Here is an 18,945-nt window from a genome sequence, read left to right on the forward strand (position 1 = left end):
ACCTGCCCGGACAGCGCCGCACCCGCCCGACGACCCGCTTCGGCACTCTCAAAGGCGCTCACAGCTCCCCCATCCGCCGGATCACCGGAGCCACTCGCTGCACCCCGTGCCGGTACGCCCCCCGGGCCGCCCGGCGCACGATCTGCCGGACCGGGCCCGGCTCCTTGTCGGCGGCGGGGGCGCCGGGCAGCGGGCTGCCGTCGGGGCCGAGGTGGTGGCGGGCGAGGAGGCCGGGCAGATAGCCGGGCGCGGTCGCGGGTGTGTAGTACGGGGTCAGCGGGGGCAGCCCGGGCGAGCCGAGCAGCTTGGCGATGCGCTCGCGCGCCCCGTCGAAGGCGGTCGCGTACGAGCCTCCCCCAGAGGGGGGACCCCCAGCCGCCACGCCCTGCCGGGCCACCCACTCCTCGTCCGGCGCCGGCCGGTGCCCGGCGTCGAGCTGGTCCCAGGAGGCGAGGCACCCGGAGCCGACGAAGTGGTGGTTGCCGAGCACTTCGCGCACGCCGAGGTCGGTCAGGACGACCGTCGGGACACTGCGGTGCAGCGACTCCAGGGCGGCCGTCGAGCTGATGGTGACCAGCAGGTCGGTCCGGTCGAGGACCTCTCCCATGTGCCCGTACACGAGGCGGAAGTTGGGCGGCAGGTCGAGCTTCTGCGCCAGCTTCTGGTAGGGCAACTCCTCGATGTGCGTGGTGTGTTCGCCGGGCTTGGAGCGCAGCTTGAGCAGCACCTCGCGCTCCGGGTGCAGCCGTGCGTGCTTGACCAGCCGCTCCAGCAGGTACGTACGGTCCTTGCGGCTGACCGGCACCGAGGGCTGGGCCGCGAAGACCACCGTGTAGGGGTCGTGCTCGCCCTCGTAGGAGGCCCCGCCGAGGAACGGCAGCGCCACCTCCGTGACCCCGGAGCTGTCGGCGCCCACCCCGTCGTAGACCGCCTGGAAACGCTCCGCGTCCTGGCGGGAGTTGGCGAGGACGAGGTCGGCTCCGTGCCGCAGGAGCAGACCGTCGGCGAGCTTCTCGTAGACGACGCCGACATAGCCGGTGACGACGACGGGACGCTTCTCGCGGCCCTCCCACACGCGCTTGAGGCCGTGCAGCATCGCCTGGACGCCGCCGCCGACGAGCGCGAGCACGACGATGTCGTACGACTCCTCGGCCATGGCGCGCAGGAACTCGACGGCCGTGACCTCGCGCAGGGAGTCGGCGTGCACCCCCACCTCCGCCAGCTGGCGCGGAGTGGGTGTGGCCCGGCCGCGCAGCAGGAATCCGTCCAGGGCGGGGCCGACTTGCGCGTCGTCGCGCGGTCCGGCTTCCATGGACGGACCGGTCGAGCCGGGAGCGATCCGGCCCGCGGTCAGGGCACCCCATTTCCAGCGGGTGTCGGAGTCCGCGAGGACGGCGATTCGTAGGGGCTTCGTTGTACTTGGCGGCACAACGAAGACGCTAGGAAGCAATTTCTAGGTGCGGCCGAACCGCGAATCAACGAAAAGTTAACAACAGCCCACCGAGAGCCGAACTGGCCCGTGAAAGAGCTGGAAGTACACGTGGTGCACTATTCCGACACATGGAGTTCACCCCCCGTATGTTCACCGGAAAGTTCTCCAGCCGGGCCCGCTCCTAGTGTTTGTCGGGTGCCAAAGCTTTCCGTGATCGTGCCGTTCTACAACGTCCAGCAATACGCACCCGAGACCCTCAGAAGCCTTCGGCGAAACGCCCGGAGCGACTTCGAGTTCATCCTGGTCGACGATAAGTCGACAGATGAAACCCCGGCCATTCTCGAACGGGCTGCCGAGGAACTTTCGGACATCGCCCAGGTGAGACACATTCGCCATGAGAAGAACGGGGGGCTCGCCACCGCGCGCAACACCGGCCTGGACGCGGCGAGCGGGGAGTACCTGACGTTCCTGGACGGCGACGACTGGCTCGCCCCGGGCTACTTCGCCGAACTGGTCTCCTCCATCGAGGAGTTGGGCTGCGACTTCGTCCGTACCGACCACGTACAGGCGACCGCGCGTGCCCGGACCGTGCACCGGGCCCCGGTCGGGCTGCGCGGCCAGGTGCTGAACCCGCGCGAGGCGATCCTGCCCGCCGACCGCACGACCTCCGTGGACTACGCCTACGCCTGGGCCGGCGCCTACCACCGCCGGCTGCTCGACAAGGGCCTGCTGCACTTCACGGACGGGCTGCGGACGGCCGAGGACCGGCCGTGGATCTGGAAGCTGCACCGCGAGGCGGAGTCGTTCGCCGTGGTGAGCCTGCTGGGCGTGTTCTACCGGCGCGGGGTGGCCTCGTCGCTCACCCAGATCGGCGACGCCCGCCAGCTGGACTTCATCCGCGCCTTCGACCAGGTCGTCGAGGAGACGGCGACCGACCCGGACGCCGACAAGCTGCTGCCCAAGGCGGTGCGCACCTACTGCGCGATCATCGCCCACCACCTCGCCGACGAGTCCAAGTGGGAGCCGGCCGTGGCCAAGCAGCTGCGGGCGATGAGCGCGGCGGCCATAAAGCGCATGCCCCAGGAAGCGCTCGGCGACGTCCTGGACACCATGGACTTCAGCCGCTCCTCCAAGCTGCGGCGGCTGCGGCGCCGCGTCACGACAGCGAAGGCGGCCGCCTGATGACCCTTACCAACCCCCGTACCAGCCCTCGTACGACTCAGATCTTCTGCGCCTCGACGCTGTACGGCGCCGCCACCCTCGCCGCCGCGATCGACTCCGACCTCTTCGCGGAGGCGGAGCGCCGGGTGCTGCTGGTGTTCAACAACTCCGCGACGCCGGAGACGACCCCGGCCATCGACGAGATGCCGGGCTTCGAGCCGCTGCGCGACCACTTCGACGCGGTGCTCTCCTGGAACGAGGCCATCCGCCCCTTCCACCCCGGCGCGTGGACCCCCCGCCCCGACGACATCCCGCTCTTCGAGCGCTACCTGCGGCTGCTGTGGGGCCTGGGCGACGACCGCGTCGAACTCGTCCTCGAGTCCATCCAGGTCACCCCGGCCCTGACCGTGGCCCAGCTGTTCACCGGCGCCCCGGTCGACGTCTACGCCGACGGACTGATGAGCTACGGCCCCACCCGCAACAAGCTGGACCCGCTGGTCGGCACGCGCGTCCGCCGCCTGCTGCACCTGGACCTGGTGCCGGGCCTCACGCCGATGCTGCTGACCGAGTTCGAGGTGCCCGCGCAGGTCGTGCCGACGCCGGCGTTCCTGAAGGTGATGGGCGAACTCACCGTATCCGTACCGGAGTTGCCCGTCCTGCCCGACGAATCGGCGCTCCTGCTCGGCCAGTACCTGTCCGCGCTGAACATCCTCTCCGCCAAGGAGGAGGAGGACCTGCACGTGCGGATGATGCGCGGGGCGGTAGAGCGGGGCCACCGCACGATCGTCTTCAAGCCGCACCCCACCGCGCCCGCCCGCTACAGCCGCGCCCTGGAGACCGAGGCCGAGAAGCTCGGCGTCGATCTCACCGTCCTGGACACACCCGTGCTCGCCGAGGTGCTGTTCGAGCAGGCCCGGCCCGCACTGGTCGTCGGCTGCTTCTCGACGGCACTGTTCACGGCTTCCGTGTTCTACGAGCTCCCGGTCGCCCGCATCGGCACGGAGCCGCTCCTGGAGCGTCTGACGCCCTACCAGAACAGCAACCGCGTCCCGGCCGTCCTGGCCGACGCGGTGCTGCCGGACCTGGAGGGGCGCGAGGGCGAGGACACGATCCCCGCAGACGACCTGAACGGCCTGGTCACCGCGGTCGGGTTCACCATGCAGCCGCAGATGCACCACGCCCTGCGCCCGGCGGCGGAACGCTACCTCTCGAAGCACTTCGCCCCGCGCACCCAGCGCTACTTCAAGCGCAAGCGCCTCACCTCGCTCGGCCTGCCCGGCGGGATCCCGGAACGCCTGGCGTTCCTTCCCCGCAACGCGACGGCACGGCGGGTGGTGCGGCGGGCCAAGGCCCTGAAGAAGGCCGTGAAGCGCTGAGGGAAAAGGTCGCCGTGAAACGCTGACCGAAAGGGTCGCCGTGAAGCGCCGAGCGAACCATAAGTGAACACGGCGGGCCTGGAACATGGCCCTCCAGTGGCCCTCCGGAAAAGGCCAGGTCATACCCTGTGATCTGGCCTTTTCAATGTTTTGCAGAGCCTGGGACAAGCCGTGACCGCGGCCCTACCATCGCCGGATGCGTATCCACCAGCTCGATGAAGCCAACGCCCGCATGCTGGCCCACGCACCATCCGTTCGGCCGGTTGCCACCAGCGACATCATCCGCACCCACCGCAAGAAGCACCCGTACCGGGGCTTCGCCGAGATCGACTCCCCCTATTGCCCGCCCTTCGTCATGTTCTGCGTGAACGACGACGCGGTCGCCCTCGACACCCTGTGGAACGGGCAGTTCGGCTACGAGCCCGGCAGCCTCGCCACCTGGGCCCGCCTTGCCGCGAGGAGCGCGACGATCGCCGACGTCGGTGCGCATGTCGGGTACTTCTCGATGATCGCCGCGCTCGCCAACCCGAAGGCGAGGGTCCACGCGTTCGAGCCGGTGGACCAGATCCACGCCCGGCTGTCGGTGAACGTCCGGTCGAACGGCGTCCAGAACGTGAAGCTCTACCAGGCCGGGGTGTCCGGCAAGGCGGGCTGGGCCGACATCAGCGTCCGCTTCTCGGGGAATCTCCTCTCGACGGGATCGTCGTTGGAGCACGCCGCCGACGACGCCCAGCTGAAGCGCATCCAGCTGCTCCCCCTCGACGAGGTGTTCGCCGACAGCAAGCTGGACCTCATGAAGATCGATGTCGAGGGCCACGAGATGTCGGTCCTGGAGGGGGCCCGGCAGGTCCTGAAGCGAGACCGGCCGACCGTGCTGCTCGAGGCACTGGTGGGCGCACCGCTGGACGGGCTCCTCGCCGAGTTCGACCCTCTCGGCTACGACTCCCACTGGGTCACCGAACACGACGGCTCGCTCGTTCCGTCGTCCGCGCCTCGCCCACGCAAGACGCGCAATCTGTTGTTCGTGCCCCGCGGTTAGAACGCGACGGTGTGCCCCGGATCACCCGGCCGGCGAAGGGGACCGTGGACTGGCCGCTATCCGGCCCCTGTCTTCGAACTCCCACCGTCCGCCCGATCACGGGACGTCAGGACACCTAAATGATTCGGACTTGCCCATGAGTCCCCCGAGTTGGTCACGGGTCATGCCCTTGCGAGTACGCAGAATCTGCGGCCGCCGCCCGACACCAACGGGTCGGCGGCGTACGGGTCCGGATTACCCTCTGGAGACATCACGGCCTTGTACTCCTAGCGCTGTTTCATCACTGCCACGGTACGGGGGAAGCCCGCTCCCGCGTGAGGGCATCGGCAGAGATGGGGGCCATACCCGAGGCGGTAGAAGAACGGCCGGTGGTTGACTGCTCCCCTCCCTGAGGGAAGGGATTCCTGGCTCAGGCCGCCTCCCGGAGCAGCGCTCCGGGAGGTCTTACGCCCTCGACACCAGCCGGGTCCAGACCTGCCCGGAGAAGCATCACGCGCGCGGAGTTCTTGTCCCTGGACGAGACGGCTCCGCATGCGGTGCAGGTGTAGGTGCGTTCCGACAGCGGAAGGGCGTGCTTGGTTCTCGCTCCGCACCGTCCGCAGTCCATCGTGGTGTGGGCGGGATGCACCAGACGCACGTCCCGCCCGTGCTTGCGCCCCATCTCCAGTAGGGCCTTCTTCGTCGCGCCGATTGCGGCGTCCGCCGCCTTGCGCGCCATGCTCGTCTTCGCAAGGAACTTCGGCCTGAAGTCCTCCGCCGCGATCACGTCATGATCCCGCACGACGCGTTAGGCCCACTTACCGGCCGTGTCCTGTCGTTGCCGGGCGATCTTCTGGTAGGTCTTCGCCCGCCACCGTTTCGCTTCTCGGTAACCCTTCGACGCCGCCTGCCCCTTCTTCGGCTTGCGGCGGGCCATCATCCGGTCGTAGCGCGACAGCTTCGCCTTGGCCTTCTTGCCATGCTCGGGGTGGGAAAGGTCGTGGGCGTCCGAGGTAGTGGTCGCGATCTCCGCAACACCCCAGTCGACTCCGAGCGCCTGGCCGGTCGTTGGCAGCGGTTCGAGCAGGGCGGGGACGACGAACGAGGCGTACCAGTCACCGGCAGCATCCCGATGCACACGTACGCTCGTCGGTTCGGCGGGCAGGTCACGGGACCATACGACGGTCAGGACGATCCCACCTGCCAGATGCAGCCGCCCGTCTTTGAGCCGGAAACCGCGCCGCGTGTAGTTCAGACTCGGGTCCGCCTCGTGCTTCTTCTTGTAACCAGGCGTCCCCGCCCGTCGTGCGACGGGGAGGCCCTCCTTGATGTCCTTCAGGGCCTTGGCGCGGGACTTGCCGAAGTCGCGGACGAGTTGCTGCTGCGGCACGCTGGCTCCCTCGGTCAGCCAGGGCGTGATCGCACGCGCCTCGGTCAGCATGCGATCCAGCCGAGCCGGACCGCACTCCTCTCCCTCCGCGTGGGCCTTCTTGGAGCGGGCCACGCACTCGTTCCAGACCCACCGGCCCCGCCCCCACTCCCGTAGGAGCATCGCCCGCGCGGTGGACGACACCCGCAGCCGGTACGTGTACCGGACATGTCCCGCTCCATCCGTGTCCTTCGCCACCGTCGCACCGCCCCCTGACGATCGGTCCCGCCTCACCGGAATTACCCGGCCTCCACCGCTGGACCGTATGTGTGACACCCGCACATCCGTCCCAGAATCCGCCACCACCCCAACCAGTGAAAAATGGAACAGGGGTTCACACCCCTCCTGCTCCGCCGCACCGGTGACACGGGAGTATCTGCATACGGGGAACCGGACACGGCGACCCGCGCCCCGCCGTGGCGCGGCTTCGCCTCCGCGGAGGCGTCGCCGGCCACGACGGTCGCCATCGGTCAGCCGCCCAGGATGACCCGCAAGTCGGCCGCGTTCGCCTCGGTGGCCTTCCACAGTTCCTGCTGGCGGCCGTGCACGTCGGCGACCGTCTTGGCGTGGTCGGCGAGGAGGTCCTTCGAGCGCTCCACCAGGCGGGCGGCGAGGTGGCGGTCGTGGACCGAGACACCCCACTCGGGCCGCTCGATGTCGCGCAGGAAGTACGCCATCTTCGGGTGCGAGATCAGGCTGATGATGGGCGTGCCGACGCCGAACGGGATCATGCCGGCGTGGCCGCGCATGCCGATCACCAGCTTGGTGCGGGCGTACAGGTCGCGGATCTCGTCGTTGTCGAAGTCGTACATCGGGATGACGGGCAGCGAGATGCCGTGCACGCGCCGCAGGTCGAAGGCGATCTTCTCGTCGTCGAGGGAGTGCGCCACGCACTTGACCTCGGCGAGCTCGCCCAAGTCCCGTACCGCCTGAGCCATTTGGGCCAGGAAGTAGTCGTAGTCGTGGCCGAAGCGCAGGCCCGCGCGGTCGTAGGCGGCGTTGATGAGGATGGTGTCGTCGCGCACGACCGGGTCCTGCCAGCCGGCCACCAGCTGGCGCATGACGGTGGTGGGGCAGGGCTGGAAGCGCACCTTGTCGTGCAGGCGGGCCGGGAGCATGCCCCGCACCTTCTCGATCGAACCGTGGTTGCGCAGGCCGAAGAAGGCGGAGCGCTCGACGAGTTGCTGCAGCGAGGAGCGGAAACGTCCCGCCCGGTAGGACTGGCCGTCGAAGGCGTTGAAGCCCACGGCGAAGACCGCGATCGGCACGTCGATGCGGTTGAGGAGCTCGTCCGGGACGTTCCACTGCCAGGCGCTGTTGCCGTTGGGCATGGTGTCCGGGATGAACAGGCCGCCGCCGCCGATGACCAGGCCGCGCCGGGCGTTGACGCGCTCCAGGGCCGCCTCGTCGAACAGGCGGTGGGCGTGCACGGAGTGCCAGCGGCGGTTGGTGGTGTCCGGGTTGAAGGCGAGGCGGACGGTCTCCGGGAGGAGCTTGTCGCCCGCGTTGCCCTGCCGGTCCATGTAGAAGGCGACGTGCGCGAGCTGCTCCTCGGCGGCGCCCTGCTCCTGGGCGGGCAGCCCGGAGGCGCGCTGCGCCCACAGGCGGCTGGAGCGGTGCGTGATGTCGACGGAGAGCCCGGCCGAGGCGTACTTGAGCGCCGCGGTGTTGTCGCCGTGCACCCAGGCCATCTGGGCGAGGCGGGCGTAGGCGGTGGCGGCCCGGTTGGGGGCGGCGGTGGCCAGCAGCAGCTGCGTCTTGGCCTCGTCGTAGCGCGAGACGCTCATCAGGGCGTGGCCGAGGACCTCGTGCGGCCAGGCCGCGTCCAGCGGGATGTCCACGCTGCTGAGGACGTCCACGGCGTCCTGGTAGTCGCCGGTCGAGATGTGCGCGGCGGCGACCTTGCGGGCGGCCTCTACGTCACCGGTGCGCCGGACGTGCGGGGTGCCGTAGTGGACGAGCAGGTCGTGGTGCAGGCCGCCCGAGCTGGCAAGGTAGGCCGCGTGGAACTCGGCGTCCTCCAGCTCGAACTCGCGCCAGCGGTCCTCGGCCTGCGTGTAGCCGGCCTCGCCGCCCTGCCAGGGCTTGTGGCGGCCGGTGAAGTGCAGGATCGCGGTGTCCTCGGGGACCGGGAGGTCGCCGGAGAGCCGCCGCTTGACGAAGTTGTAGCGCGGGTCGAGGCGCACGAAGTCGCCGTCCAGGACGGCGTTGAGGATGCCCTGGTCGTGCTTGTCGAGTTCGTAGTCGCCGCTGCGTCCGGTGGCGTCGAGCTTGGCGCAGAACGCGTCGGACAGGTACTCGCGCTGGATGACCAGCAGACCCGAGTTGAGCTTGTGCTGCCCGTAGAAGAACTGCGAGACCGCCGCCAATCCCTCGCGCAGCTCCAGCAGTTCGCTCAGGTCGCCGAGGACCACCATGTCGGTGTCGAGCGTGATGATCGTGTCGTACTCGCGCAGGCGGAAGACGTCGAGGATGAAGTACGCCTTGCGGACCAGGTAGTTGTCCTGGTCGCCCTTCTTGTACGAGTCGTAGTGCGTGTCGCCCACGCGCTTGAGGACGATGCGCGGGTGCAGGGCGCGGATCTTCGCGATCGAGCCGGGGCGCAGGTCGTCGTAGAGGACGACGAAGTCCTCGCACACGCTCGGGTTGGACAGCGCGAGGCTCTTCAGCAGGACGAGGAAGCCGGGGAGGTAGTTCTCGTCGACGTAACTGGCGAAGGCGATACGGCGCTTGCCGGTGAGGGCGTGCGCGCCGGTCGCCGGGGCCTGCGCGGCGGTGGCCTGGGTCAGGGAGGTCGTGGTCATCGCAGGGAGATCCTCATGTCGGTGACGCCCTGGGCCCGTTCCATGACCCATGCCTTCTCGCTGGTGTACTCGTGCACGGACGTGATGGCGAGCTTCATCGCTTCCTGGACGCGGTAGGCGCCGCTCTCGTAGAAGTCGAAGCCGATCAGGTCGAGCGTCGGGCTGACGTCCAGGAAGTCCAGCAGGTAGAGCATGTTGAAGCCGGTGGTCGGGATGCCCGACCAGACGTCGGCGCCGAGCTTGCCGATGTTGCGCACGGGCCAGCGCAGCGACTCGTCGCCGAGGTAGGTCTGGGCGCCGGGCACCAGACGGTTGCGCAGGGAGTACTTCCAGTCGCCGGAGATGCCGCCGAAGACCAGGCGGGTGGTGACCTGCTTCTCCCAGTTGAAGCCGTGCTTGTGGATCGTGGCGTGGATGTCGGTCCTGCTGCCCGTGTTCCTCGGGTCGATCTTGTACGAGTTGAAGCGCACCACGAGGTCGTACGCGTCGATCTCGGCGCCCATCGAACTGGCGCCCACCCGGCCGGAGTTGGCGATCAGACAGACGGACTTGCCGGCGATCTGGTTGCGGAACTCGCCGAGGGTGATCCACTCGACGCCGCCGATGGTCGGCTCGGCGACCGGGCCGCGCATACGGCTGCGGCGCTGCTCGGCGTAGAGCGCGATGGCCTCGGTGAGCGCGGGGAGGTCCGTGCCCTGAGCAGTGCGGAGCTGCAGGTACTGGCTGAGCAGTTCCTGCCGGTCCTGGACCGGGGAGTCGTCGGCGGCGAGGGTGAGGAGCGCACCCACCAGGCGGGGCTCGGCGTACGCCCAGTCGCCGACGGCGTGCGCGGCGAGGCCCTCGGCCCACACGTCGGTGGCGGGGCGGCCGGTGAACTCACGGGCGCCCGGGACCTGCCGCTCGAGCAGGTCGATGAGCTCGCGTTCCTTCTCGCCCGCGACACGCAGGCCGGCGATCCGGGCGCGGACGCCGAAGCCGTCGTCGTCGGTGAGGCCGAGGTACTTCTCGTACGCCTCCAGGGCCTCGGCCTCCTCGCCGAGGGCCTCCAGGAGACGGGCGCGCAGCCGCCAGCCGGCGCGGGAGTTCTTGCGCTGGGCGAGGACGGTGTCGCTTATCACCAGGGCGAGGTTCAGCTCGTCGTCGTAGCCGCACTCAAGTGCCTTGTTGGCGACGGCGAGCAGGGCGTCCAGCAGGTCGCTGCCGATGCCGGCGGCGGGGGTCGCGGCGCCCTTGACGGCCCGCTTGAGCAGGGCGGTCGCGCCGGACGGGGCGGGCGTCGCGGGGGCGGCGGTGGAGCTCGTGCCCCACACCACGAGCAACTTCCGCAGCTGCTCGGAGAGTTCGACGCGGCGGCGGTCGATGCTGCCGACCAGTTTGCCGCTGTGCACCGCGCACGCGCGCAGGCAGTCGTCCAGCTCCCCTCCGCGCACACGCGCCCGTCTGTTCTGGACCCTCGTCATGGCACTCCTGGTATTTGCCGCACCTATGTGGCGCGATATTCGCTCTTTACTAGCACGTGGGGGGAGGTTGATTGAAAATTAGGAACCGAAAGCGAAGTCCAGGTGAATTCGCCGGAACTACCGGGACAACCGTTGGCCAGTTGCCCCATACATCCCTGTGATTAGGACTAATGTCCTGTGGGAGCTCACAGGTTCGCTCGCGCCTCAGCCCGCATCTCAGTCCGCATAGGGGATTTTCGTGACCAGCGTGACCGTCCGGCCGACGGCCGAAACGCCCGAAGCGACCCCGCGTCCGGAGCGGACGGCCCCCCGCGAAACCCGGCTGCGCGCACTCGACGGACTGCGGCTGATCGCCGCGCTGATGGTCGCGGCGTACCACTACGGCGGCCGCGGCGGCGAGATCACCCAGGCCTGGGGAAGTTCCGCGGGGCAGCAGTTCCCCACGCTCCACAACTATTTCGCATACGGCTGTCTCGGCGTCCAGGTCTTTTTCGTGATCAGCGGTTTCGTGATCTGCATGAGCGGCTGGGGCCGGCCGCTGAAGTCGTTCTTCGCCTCCCGCGCTTCCCGGCTGCTACCCGCCTACTGGGCGGCGGTCCTGCTGGTGACGGCGGTGTTCGCGCTGCCGACGGTCGCCTACAAGGCGCTGTCGCCGAGCGACACCCTGGTGAACCTGACGATGCTTCAGTACCCGCTGGGCGTGGACCGGATCCTCGGGGTCTGCTGGACGCTGTGGGCGGAGGTCCGCTTCTACGCGCTGTTCGCACTGTGCGTGGTCCTGCCCGGCGCCTCACGCCGGCGCGTGATCCTGTTCTGCGCGGGCTGGACGCTGGCGGCGGCGATCACGCAGGGCGCCCACATGCCTTTGCTCGACATCGTGTTCATGCCTGAGTACGCCCCCTTCTTCATCGGCGGTGTCGGTCTCTACCTCGTCCACCGCGACCGGCGGGACGTGTACGCGTGGGGCATCGTGGCCGTCAGCTTCCTCATCGGCCAGCACTACGCGGTCCAGTCGCTGTGGAACGCGGGCGACCCGAACGCCTTCGCCCACCGCTCCTCGCTCGGCATCGTCCTCGTCGTCGCCTTCGGCTTCGTCGCGGTCGCGGCGATCGCGCTCGGCTGGCTGAGCTGGGCGAACTGGCGCTGGCTGACGGTGGCCGGGGCGCTGACGTACCCCTTCTACCTCGTCCACGAGCACCTCGGCTGGGTGGTGGTCCACACCCTGCACATCCGCCTAGGCCTGCCCTCGGCGGAGACCTTCGCCCTGACGATCGCGTCGATGCTGCTGCTGGCCTGGCTGCTGAACCGTTACGTCGAGAAGCCGCTGACGCCGCTACTGCGGGCGGCGCTGGCGAAGGCGCGCTGAGCTGTTCACCCAACGTTCAGCCGGTGGCCGGATTGTCCGGGTCTGAGCGAGCAATCTCACCTCATGGTGACTGCACAACCAACCGACAGGAATCCCGGCGAGCTCGATGACGTCCCCGGCTGGTTCCCCCCGCTCGACCAGGTGCTGTTCACATGGCTCCTGGACCGGCAGAAGACGCACGGACTCCACGGCGATCTGCTGGAACTCGGCGCCTACATGGGCAAGAGCGCGATCCTGCTGGGCCGACACCTGGGCGGCGACGAGGAGTTCACGGTCTGCGACCTGTTCGGGAGCGAGGCCCCGGACGGCGCCAACCGGGCGGAGGCGTCGAAGTCGTACGCCTCCCTCACCCGGCAGGCCTTCGAGCGCAACTACCTCTCCTTCCACGACACCCTGCCCAGGGTGATCGAGGGCCCCACCTCGGTGATCTCCAAGGAGGTGGCCGCGGGGACCTGCCGCTTCGTCCACATCGACGCCTCACACCTGTACGAGCACGTGTACGACGACATCGGCGCGGCCCGCGAGATCCTGCTGCCCGAGGGCGTCGTCGTCCTGGACGACTTCCGCTCCGAGCACACCCCCGGCGTCTCCGTCGCCGTATGGGAGGCCGTCCTCAACCGCGGTCTACGGCCGCTCTGCCTCAGCACGCAGAAGCTGTACGGCACCTGGGGTGATCCCGAGCCGCTCCAGGAGGAGCTGCTGGCCATGCTGCGGCAGCGGACCGACGTCGGCCTGAGCGTGCAGTCGGCCGCCGGACACCGGCTGGTGCGGGCGCGGGCCAAGGGGATGCGGCCGCCGCCGTTCCCGCGTTCGCGGCATTACACGGAGCCGGCACCGGAGCCGGCACCGGAGCCGGCACCGGAGCCGGCACCGGAGCCCGCGCCTGCGCCCCGGCGCCGCAGGTCTCCCGCTCGGCGGGTGGTCGTGGATCTGTTGCCGCCGATCGTCACCAGGGCTGTCCGGAAGGTTCGGGCTCGTCAGGTCTGAGTTCGGTGTGCGGGTGCGTGGGGGCTGGTCGCGCCCCGCGGCGGAGCCGCTGGTCGATACAGCCCCGCACCCCTAAAGGGCGTTGCGGTACCGGGTCTCGATTCCATCCAGCACCAGGGCCAGGCCCTCCTCGAAGTGCCGTTCGTAGTCCTCGAAGATCTCCGCGCCCGCCGCGGCCGACAGCGGGAAGTCGGCCATACGGCGGGCGCGCTCCGCCACGTCGAAGCCCTCGCGGCGCTCGCCGGGCAGCGGCTCGACGCCCTGCTCCTCCATGACGAAGCCGAGGGTGTACAGGTACGACGTCGAGGTCGCGCGGACCGCCTGGGTGAGGGTGAAGCCGGCGGCCGTGAAGAGGCTCAGGGTCTCCTCCATCTGCTCCACGTGCACGAGGCCGGTGAAACGCGTGCCGCTGAAGACCTTCGCGCCGTCGCGGTAGCCGAGCAGCGCGGCACGCAGTCCGCGGTTGGCCTTCAGCAGCCGCTCCCGCCAGGTGTCCGCGGGGTCGAGGGCGGACCCGGCGACCATCCGCCGGTACATCTCCGTGGCCATCTCGTCGAGCAGTGCCTGCTTGTCCTTGAAGTGCCAGTACAGGGCGGGCGCCTTGACGTCCAGCTCCTTGGCGATGGCGCGCAGGGTCAGGCCGTCGAGACCGACCTCGTTCAGGAGCCTCAGGGCGGTGTCCGCGACCCGTCGGCGGTCGAGGGGCGCTCGGCGTTCCGTGTTCACGCTTGACAGCTTAACGCCGTTAAGCGCACTCTCGTGGGCGACAGCACTTAACAGCGTTAAGGAGAGTGGTCGTATGGACACCGATGTGTTGATCGTGGGCGCCGGCCCGACCGGACTGGCCCTCGGCATCGACCTGGCCCGGCAGGGCGTGGACGCGCTCGTCGTGGAGAAGGCCGAGGCCCTGTTCCCCGGTTCGCGCGGCAAGGGCATCCAGCCGCGCACGATGGAGGTCTTCGACGACCTGGGCGTGCTGGACGCGATCCGCGCGGCCGGCGGCGACTACCCGGTCGGGATGATCTGGCAGGACGGCGAGCGGGTCGGCGAACACCGGATGTTCGACTCGGCCGGGACGAGCGAGGACTCGCCGTACGGGGAGCCGTGGATGGTGCCGCAGTGGCGGACGCAGGAGGTGCTGTTCGCACGTCTGGAGGAGCTGGGCGGGGAGGTCGCGTTCGGGCGGGAGGTGGTCGGACTCGACCAGGACGACGCGGGGGTGACGGTGCGCTTCGCGACCGGCCCGGACCTCCGCGCCCGGTATCTGGTCGCCGCCGACGGCGGCCGCTCGGCCGTGCGCCGGGCCCTCGGTATCGGCATGACCGGGGAGACGGTCGACCCGAACCCGCTGCTCGTGGCGGACGTACGGATCAGCGGCCTGGACCGCGACAACTGGCACGTCTTCCCGCCGCGCGGGGAGGGCGACGGCTTCCTCGCGATCTGCCCGCTCGCGGGAACGGACGTGTTCCAGGTCGTGGCCCAGTTCCCGGAGGGCACCGAGGTGGACCTCTCCCTCGACGGCATCCGCAAGGTCGTCGCCGCCCGCTCGCACCTCGCCCCCGAGGACGTGACGGAGCTGCGCTGGGCGTCGGACTTCCGCCCTCGTGCCGCCCTCGCGGACCGCTTCCGCTCCGGCCACGTCTTCCTGGCGGGCGACGCGGCCCACGTCCACTCGCCGGCCGGCGGCCAGGGACTGAACACCAGCGTCCAGGACGCGTACAACCTGGGCTGGAAGCTGGGAGCGGTGCTGCGCGCCGGTGCCCCCGCCGCACTCCTGGACACCTACGAGGAGGAACGCCGCCCCATCGCGGCGCACATGCTCGGCCTCTCGACGAGCGTCCACCGGGGCGAGACTCGGCGCGGCGAGGCGACGCGGCAGCTGGGCCTGGGCTACCGGGACTCGTCACTCACGGAGGAGACACGGGCGGCCGGGGGCCAGGTGCGGGCGGGCGACCGCGCCCCCGACGGCAAGCTGGGCGACGTACGCCTCTTCGACGCGTTCCGGGGGCCGCACTGGACGCTGGTGGCGGTGGGGGTGGAGACGCCTCGCGAGCTGCCGGAGTCGGTGCACGTGGTCAGCGGAGAGGAGCAGCCGTCATACGGGAGGGGCCTGTTCCTGGTACGCCCGGACGGCTACGTGGGGTGGGCGGGCGAAACACCGGTCGGCTTGCAGGAGTACGTGGCGGCAGGTTTTTAGGGGCGCGGGGCTGTGTCGATCAGCGGCTCCGCCGCGGGGCGCGACCAGCCCCCACCGGCCCGCAGCCGGGCATCACGCACTGGCCAGAGACAACTTCACCGCAAACCCAAGAAACAACGCCCCGGCAGCCGAAGTAACCCCCGCAGACAACCGCCTACGCCGCCGGAAGGCACCGGCCAACTTCGTCCCACTGAATATCAGCGCACTGAGATACAGGAAGCTGGCCACCTGCGCGAACGCCCCCAGCACCACGAAGGACAGCGCCGGATACGCATACCCCGGATCGACGAACTGCACGAAAAAGGCGACGAAGAACAAGATCGCCTTGGGATTGAACAGGCTGATGACCAGCGCACGACGGTAGGGCCGCTCCCCGGCGACAACAGGCTCGACGGCGTCAGCCACCCGCTCCCGCCGAGTCCGCCACATCCCCCGGGCCGCCCGCAGCATCCCGACCGCCAGCCACGTCAGATACCCGGCCCCGGCGTACTTCACGATCCCGAACAGCACGGCGTTCGCCTGCAGCAGCGAAGCGACCCCCGCGGCCGACAAGGTCATCAGCACGGCGTCCCCGCACCAGACCCCGGCCGCGGCGGTGTACCCGGCGCGAATCCCCTGACGGGCGGCGACGGAAAGGACGTACAGAGAGTTGGGACCGGGCAGCAGGACGATCAGGACGAGGCCTGCCAGATACGTGGGGAGGTCGATGACACCGAACATGGGAACGAGTGTCTCAGAACGCGTCACTCGGGATGTACGTCCCCCAGACCTCCCGAAGGGCGTTGCACACCTCACCCACCGTCGCCCGAGCCCGCAGCGCGTCCTTCATCGGGTACAGGACGTTGTCCGCGCCCTCGGCCGCCTTCTTCAGGGCGTCCAGGGCCGAGTCCACCGCCGCCTGGTCGCGCTCGGCCCGGAGCTTGGCCAGCCGCTCCGCCTGCTGGGCCTCGATGGCCGGGTCCACCCGCAACGGCTCGTACGGCTCCTCCTCGTCGAGCTGGAAACGGTTGACGCCGACGACCACCCGGTCACCGGCGTCGGTCTCCAGGGCGATGCGGTAGGCGGACTGCTCGATCTCGTTCTTCTGGAAGCCGTGCTCGATCGCGGCGACCGCGCCGCCGAGGTCCTCGACCTTCCGCATCAGCTCGACCGCGGCCGCCTCCACATCGTCGGTCATCTTCTCGATGACGTACGAGCCCGCGAAGGGGTCGACGGTGGCGGTGACGTCGGTCTCGTAGGCGAGGACCTGCTGCGTCCGCAGCGCCAGCCGCGCGCTCTTGTCCGTCGGCAGCGCGATCGCCTCGTCGAAGGAGTTGGTGTGGAGGGACTGCGTGCCGCCCAGCACCGCCGACAGGCCCTGCACCGCCACCCGGACCAGGTTCACCTCCGGCTGCTGGGCCGTCAGCTGCACGCCCGCCGTCTGCGTGTGGAAGCGCAGCATCAACGACTTGGGGTTCCGCGCGCCAAACTCCTCCCGCATCACCCGCGCCCAAATACGCCTGGCCGCACGGAACTTGGCGACCTCCTCCAGGATCGTCGTACGGGCGACGAAGAAGAAGGACAGGCGGGGCGCGAAGTCGTCGACGTCCATGCCCGCCGCGACCGCCGTGCGGACGTACTCGATGCCGTCCGCCAGCGTGAACGCGATCTCCTGCGCCGGGGACGCGCCCGCCTCCGCCATGTGGTAACCGGAGATCGAGATCGTGTTCCACTTCGGGATCTCGGCCCTGCAGTACTTGAAGATGTCGGCGATGAGCCGCAGCGACGGCTTCGGCGGGAAGATGTACGTCCCCCGCGCGATGTACTCCTTCAGCACGTCGTTCTGGATCGTGCCCGTCAGCTGGTCCGCGGCCACCCCCTGCTCCTCCGCGACCAGTTGGTACAGCAGAAGCAGCAGAGCCGCCGGCGCGTTGATCGTCATCGACGTGGACACCTTGTCCAGCGGGATCCCGCCGAACAGCACCCGCATGTCGTCGACGGAGTCGATCGCGACTCCCACCTTGCCGACCTCGCCGTGCGCGATCGGGGCGTCGGAGTCGTGGCCCATCTGGGTGGGCAGGTCGAAGGCGACCGACAGGCCCGTGGTGCCGTGGGCGATCAGCTGTTGGTAGCGGGCATTGGACTCCACCGCCGTACCGAAACCGGCGTACTGGCGCATCGTCCACGGCCGGCCGGTGTACATCGACGGGTACACGCCACGGGTGAAGGGATAGGCCCCCGGCTCCCCCAGCTTCTCCACCGGGTCCCAGCCCGCGAGGTCCTCCGGCCCGTAGACCGGCTCGATGGGCAGACCTGACTCCGACTCGCGCGTCATGTCCCCACCATGCCCCTCCGTTCGCAACCAGTCATCCGGGGGCACACATCTCAGGTGACATCGGTGTGCATACGTGAGACGGCGGGGGTCGGCAATGCGTACCAAGGGCATGGGGAGACGGATCGTCGCGGTGCTGGCGCTGGCCGCGCTGAGCGGCTGTACGGTGCAGACCGCGGACGGGAAGCACCGGTCGCCGGTGCGCATAGAGCTGCCCAGCAGGAGTCCGTCCGCGACACCGGACGACGACGGTAAGGGTGACGACAAGCCGAGCCCCACGCCCACCAGGACCTCCGCCCCCGAAGTCCTCTGGTCGCGCGGTGACTCCGGCCGGGACGTGCGTGAGCTCCAGGCCCGGTTGCGGCAGGTCGCGTGGCTCTTCGACGGGCCCACCGGGTCGTACGACGACCTCACGGAGCAGGCGGTCAAGGGCTTCCAGGGCAAGCGCGGGCTGCCGAGGACGGGGAAGACGGACCGCGTCACCTGGCAGCGGCTGCTGAAGATGACGCACGAGCCGGGCAAGTGGGACCTGTACCTGATGGGCGGGCAGCCGGCCGACACGCCGGACGCGCGCTGTATGACCGGTCGCGTGCTGTGCATCAGCAAGACGAGCCGGACCCTGCGCTGGATGATCGACGGGCGGACGGTCAGGACCGTGTCGGTCCGCTTCGGTTCGCAGGGCACTCCGACCCGGGAGGGCGTGTTCCAGGTCTACTGGAAGTCCCGCCACCACGTGTCCACGCTGTACGACTCCCCGATGCCGTACGCGATGTTCTTCAGCGGCGGTCAGGCGGTCCACTACTCGTCCGACTTCGCGGCCAACGGCTATGCCGGCGCCTCGCACGGCTGCGTCAACGTACGGGACGAGGCGGCGATCGCGGATCTGTTCGCGCAGGTGAGCAACGGCGACAAGGTCGTCGTCCACTGGTGAGTCCCGAAAGGGACGAGAGGGAGACGTGCGGGGCGCGGGCGGGACCGGGGGAACGTGTCCCGCCCGCGCCGAGGTGCACGAGCCGTGGGTACGGGGGGAACCCCGGCTCTGTGCGACGGCCGATGACCAGTCGGCTCATTCATTACTGCGCCCCAGCGGCCGAAAACGTCACACCCGCCGCGGAGAGTCCGCAGAAGCGCAGGTCAACGGCGTGATCACCGGGCTGCCAGGCTCGCGCAGACGCCGAGGACGACGGCTGCCGTCGTGAGCAGAACCACGACCAGGCGGGCGGTCGGGTTGTCCCGCTCGATCGCGATCCGGATCGTCCGCCAGAATTCCCGTCCCATGGCGCCTCCTTGGCTTCGCGGGCTTCGAGGCCCGGAGACCAGTCGGCTCACTCATTGCTGCGCGGCACCGGCGGAAAACGTCACACCCGCCGCGGCAAAGGGCACGGCGGGTGCGGAAGCCCTGGA

Annotated in this window: 14 protein-coding genes and 1 pseudogene; 7 read left to right on the forward strand and 8 right to left on the reverse strand. The window is 69.5% G+C overall.

Annotated features, from left to right (window positions below):
- Positions 1-58: 58 nt before the first annotated feature.
- A complete protein-coding gene (locus IG08_RS0106525) occupies positions 59-1,429 on the reverse strand; it encodes a DUF6716 putative glycosyltransferase (protein ID WP_030597360.1) in 1,371 nt (456 codons plus the stop codon).
- Between the two features lie 198 nt (positions 1,430-1,627).
- On the opposite strand from IG08_RS0106525, the gene IG08_RS0106530 reads away from it, so the two are divergent.
- From IG08_RS0106530 to IG08_RS0106540, 3 genes are all read left to right on the forward strand, one after another.
- Positions 1,628-2,614: a glycosyltransferase family 2 protein gene (locus tag IG08_RS0106530; RefSeq protein WP_030597362.1), complete on the forward strand. Its 987-nt coding sequence runs from the start codon at positions 1,628-1,630 to the stop codon at positions 2,612-2,614.
- On the forward strand, positions 2,614-3,969 hold the full coding sequence (locus IG08_RS0106535; protein WP_030597364.1) for an alpha-2,8-polysialyltransferase family protein: 1,356 nt from the start codon (positions 2,614-2,616) through the stop codon (positions 3,967-3,969). The genes IG08_RS0106530 and IG08_RS0106535 overlap by 1 nt, the downstream gene beginning before the upstream one ends.
- A 196-nt stretch (positions 3,970-4,165) precedes the next feature.
- On the forward strand, positions 4,166-5,008 hold the full coding sequence (locus IG08_RS0106540) for an FkbM family methyltransferase (protein WP_030597365.1): 843 nt from the start codon (positions 4,166-4,168) through the stop codon (positions 5,006-5,008).
- A 409-nt stretch (positions 5,009-5,417) separates the two neighbouring features.
- Here the strand turns inward: IG08_RS0106540 and IG08_RS53945 are convergent.
- From IG08_RS53945 to IG08_RS0106555, 3 genes and pseudogenes are all read right to left on the reverse strand, one after another.
- A pseudogene (locus IG08_RS53945) lies at positions 5,418-6,539 on the reverse strand (RNA-guided endonuclease InsQ/TnpB family protein).
- A 347-nt stretch (positions 6,540-6,886) separates the two neighbouring features.
- The gene (locus IG08_RS0106550) at positions 6,887-9,220 is read right to left on the reverse strand and encodes a glycosyltransferase (protein ID WP_030597367.1); all 2,334 of its coding nucleotides are present in this window, start codon (positions 9,218-9,220) and stop codon (positions 6,887-6,889) included.
- On the reverse strand, positions 9,217-10,680 hold the full coding sequence (locus IG08_RS0106555) for a glycosyltransferase family 29 protein (RefSeq protein ID WP_030597370.1): 1,464 nt from the start codon (positions 10,678-10,680) through the stop codon (positions 9,217-9,219). The genes IG08_RS0106550 and IG08_RS0106555 overlap by 4 nt, the downstream gene beginning before the upstream one ends.
- A 247-nt stretch (positions 10,681-10,927) precedes the next feature.
- On the opposite strand from IG08_RS0106555, the gene IG08_RS0106560 reads away from it, so the two are divergent.
- Both IG08_RS0106560 and IG08_RS0106565 read left to right on the forward strand, forming a co-directional pair.
- The gene (locus IG08_RS0106560) at positions 10,928-12,046 is read left to right on the forward strand and encodes an acyltransferase family protein (RefSeq protein ID WP_106980890.1); all 1,119 of its coding nucleotides are present in this window, start codon (positions 10,928-10,930) and stop codon (positions 12,044-12,046) included.
- 63 nt (positions 12,047-12,109) lie between these two features.
- Positions 12,110-13,033: a class I SAM-dependent methyltransferase gene (locus IG08_RS0106565; RefSeq protein ID WP_030597375.1), complete on the forward strand. Its 924-nt coding sequence runs from the start codon at positions 12,110-12,112 to the stop codon at positions 13,031-13,033.
- Between the two features lie 72 nt (positions 13,034-13,105).
- Here IG08_RS0106565 and IG08_RS0106570 read toward each other — a convergent pair whose 3' ends face one another.
- Positions 13,106-13,759 (reverse strand): TetR/AcrR family transcriptional regulator C-terminal domain-containing protein, encoded by a 654-nt coding sequence (locus IG08_RS0106570; RefSeq protein ID WP_030597377.1) that lies wholly within the window; start codon positions 13,757-13,759, stop codon positions 13,106-13,108.
- A 73-nt stretch (positions 13,760-13,832) separates the two neighbouring features.
- On the opposite strand from IG08_RS0106570, the gene IG08_RS0106575 reads away from it, so the two are divergent.
- Positions 13,833-15,230, forward strand: coding sequence for an FAD-dependent oxidoreductase (locus IG08_RS0106575; protein WP_030597380.1), 1,398 nt, complete (start codon positions 13,833-13,835; stop codon positions 15,228-15,230).
- A gap of 72 nt (positions 15,231-15,302) precedes the next feature.
- Here IG08_RS0106575 and leuE read toward each other — a convergent pair whose 3' ends face one another.
- Both leuE and IG08_RS0106585 read right to left on the reverse strand, forming a co-directional pair.
- Positions 15,303-15,950 carry a leucine efflux protein LeuE gene (gene leuE, locus IG08_RS0106580; RefSeq protein WP_030597382.1) on the reverse strand — a complete coding sequence of 216 codons (648 nt, stop codon included), beginning with the start codon at positions 15,948-15,950 and terminating at the stop codon, positions 15,303-15,305.
- A gap of 13 nt (positions 15,951-15,963) precedes the next feature.
- Positions 15,964-17,544 carry an acyl-CoA mutase large subunit family protein gene (locus IG08_RS0106585; RefSeq protein ID WP_030597384.1) on the reverse strand — a complete coding sequence of 527 codons (1,581 nt, stop codon included), beginning with the start codon at positions 17,542-17,544 and terminating at the stop codon, positions 15,964-15,966.
- A 94-nt stretch (positions 17,545-17,638) separates the two neighbouring features.
- Between IG08_RS0106585 and IG08_RS0106590 the strand changes: the two genes are divergently transcribed.
- A complete protein-coding gene (locus tag IG08_RS0106590; protein ID WP_420823280.1) occupies positions 17,639-18,472 on the forward strand; it encodes a L,D-transpeptidase family protein in 834 nt (277 codons plus the stop codon).
- A 215-nt stretch (positions 18,473-18,687) separates the two neighbouring features.
- On the opposite strand, the gene IG08_RS62415 is transcribed toward IG08_RS0106590, so the two are convergent.
- Positions 18,688-18,819 carry a hypothetical protein gene (locus IG08_RS62415; protein ID WP_261723367.1) on the reverse strand — a complete coding sequence of 44 codons (132 nt, stop codon included), beginning with the start codon at positions 18,817-18,819 and terminating at the stop codon, positions 18,688-18,690.
- Between the last annotated feature and the right edge of the window lie 126 nt (positions 18,820-18,945).

Source organism: Streptomyces fulvoviolaceus (assembly GCF_000718165.1).
GTDB classification, from domain to species: domain Bacteria; phylum Actinomycetota; class Actinomycetes; order Streptomycetales; family Streptomycetaceae; genus Streptomyces; species Streptomyces fulvoviolaceus.

Excerpts from the sequence above, each read along its gene's own strand:
- leuE (WP_030597382.1), bottom strand. The coding sequence starts at position 15,950 with ATGTTCGGTGTCATCGACCTCCCCACGTATCTGGCAGGCCTCGTCCTG.
- IG08_RS0106550 (WP_030597367.1), bottom strand. The coding sequence starts at position 9,220 with ATGACCACGACCTCCCTGACCCAGGCCACCGCCGCGCAGGCCCCGGCG.
- IG08_RS0106585 (WP_030597384.1), bottom strand. The coding sequence starts at position 17,544 with ATGACGCGCGAGTCGGAGTCAGGTCTGCCCATCGAGCCGGTCTACGGG.
- IG08_RS0106590 (WP_420823280.1), top strand. The coding sequence starts at position 17,639 with ATGCGTACCAAGGGCATGGGGAGACGGATCGTCGCGGTGCTGGCGCTG.
- IG08_RS0106565 (WP_030597375.1), top strand. The coding sequence starts at position 12,110 with ATGGTGACTGCACAACCAACCGACAGGAATCCCGGCGAGCTCGATGAC.
- IG08_RS0106535 (WP_030597364.1), top strand. The coding sequence starts at position 2,614 with ATGACCCTTACCAACCCCCGTACCAGCCCTCGTACGACTCAGATCTTC.
- IG08_RS0106575 (WP_030597380.1), top strand. The coding sequence starts at position 13,833 with ATGGACACCGATGTGTTGATCGTGGGCGCCGGCCCGACCGGACTGGCC.
- IG08_RS0106555 (WP_030597370.1), bottom strand. The coding sequence starts at position 10,680 with ATGACGAGGGTCCAGAACAGACGGGCGCGTGTGCGCGGAGGGGAGCTG.
- IG08_RS0106540 (WP_030597365.1), top strand. The coding sequence starts at position 4,166 with ATGCGTATCCACCAGCTCGATGAAGCCAACGCCCGCATGCTGGCCCAC.
- IG08_RS62415 (WP_261723367.1), bottom strand. The coding sequence starts at position 18,819 with ATGGGACGGGAATTCTGGCGGACGATCCGGATCGCGATCGAGCGGGAC.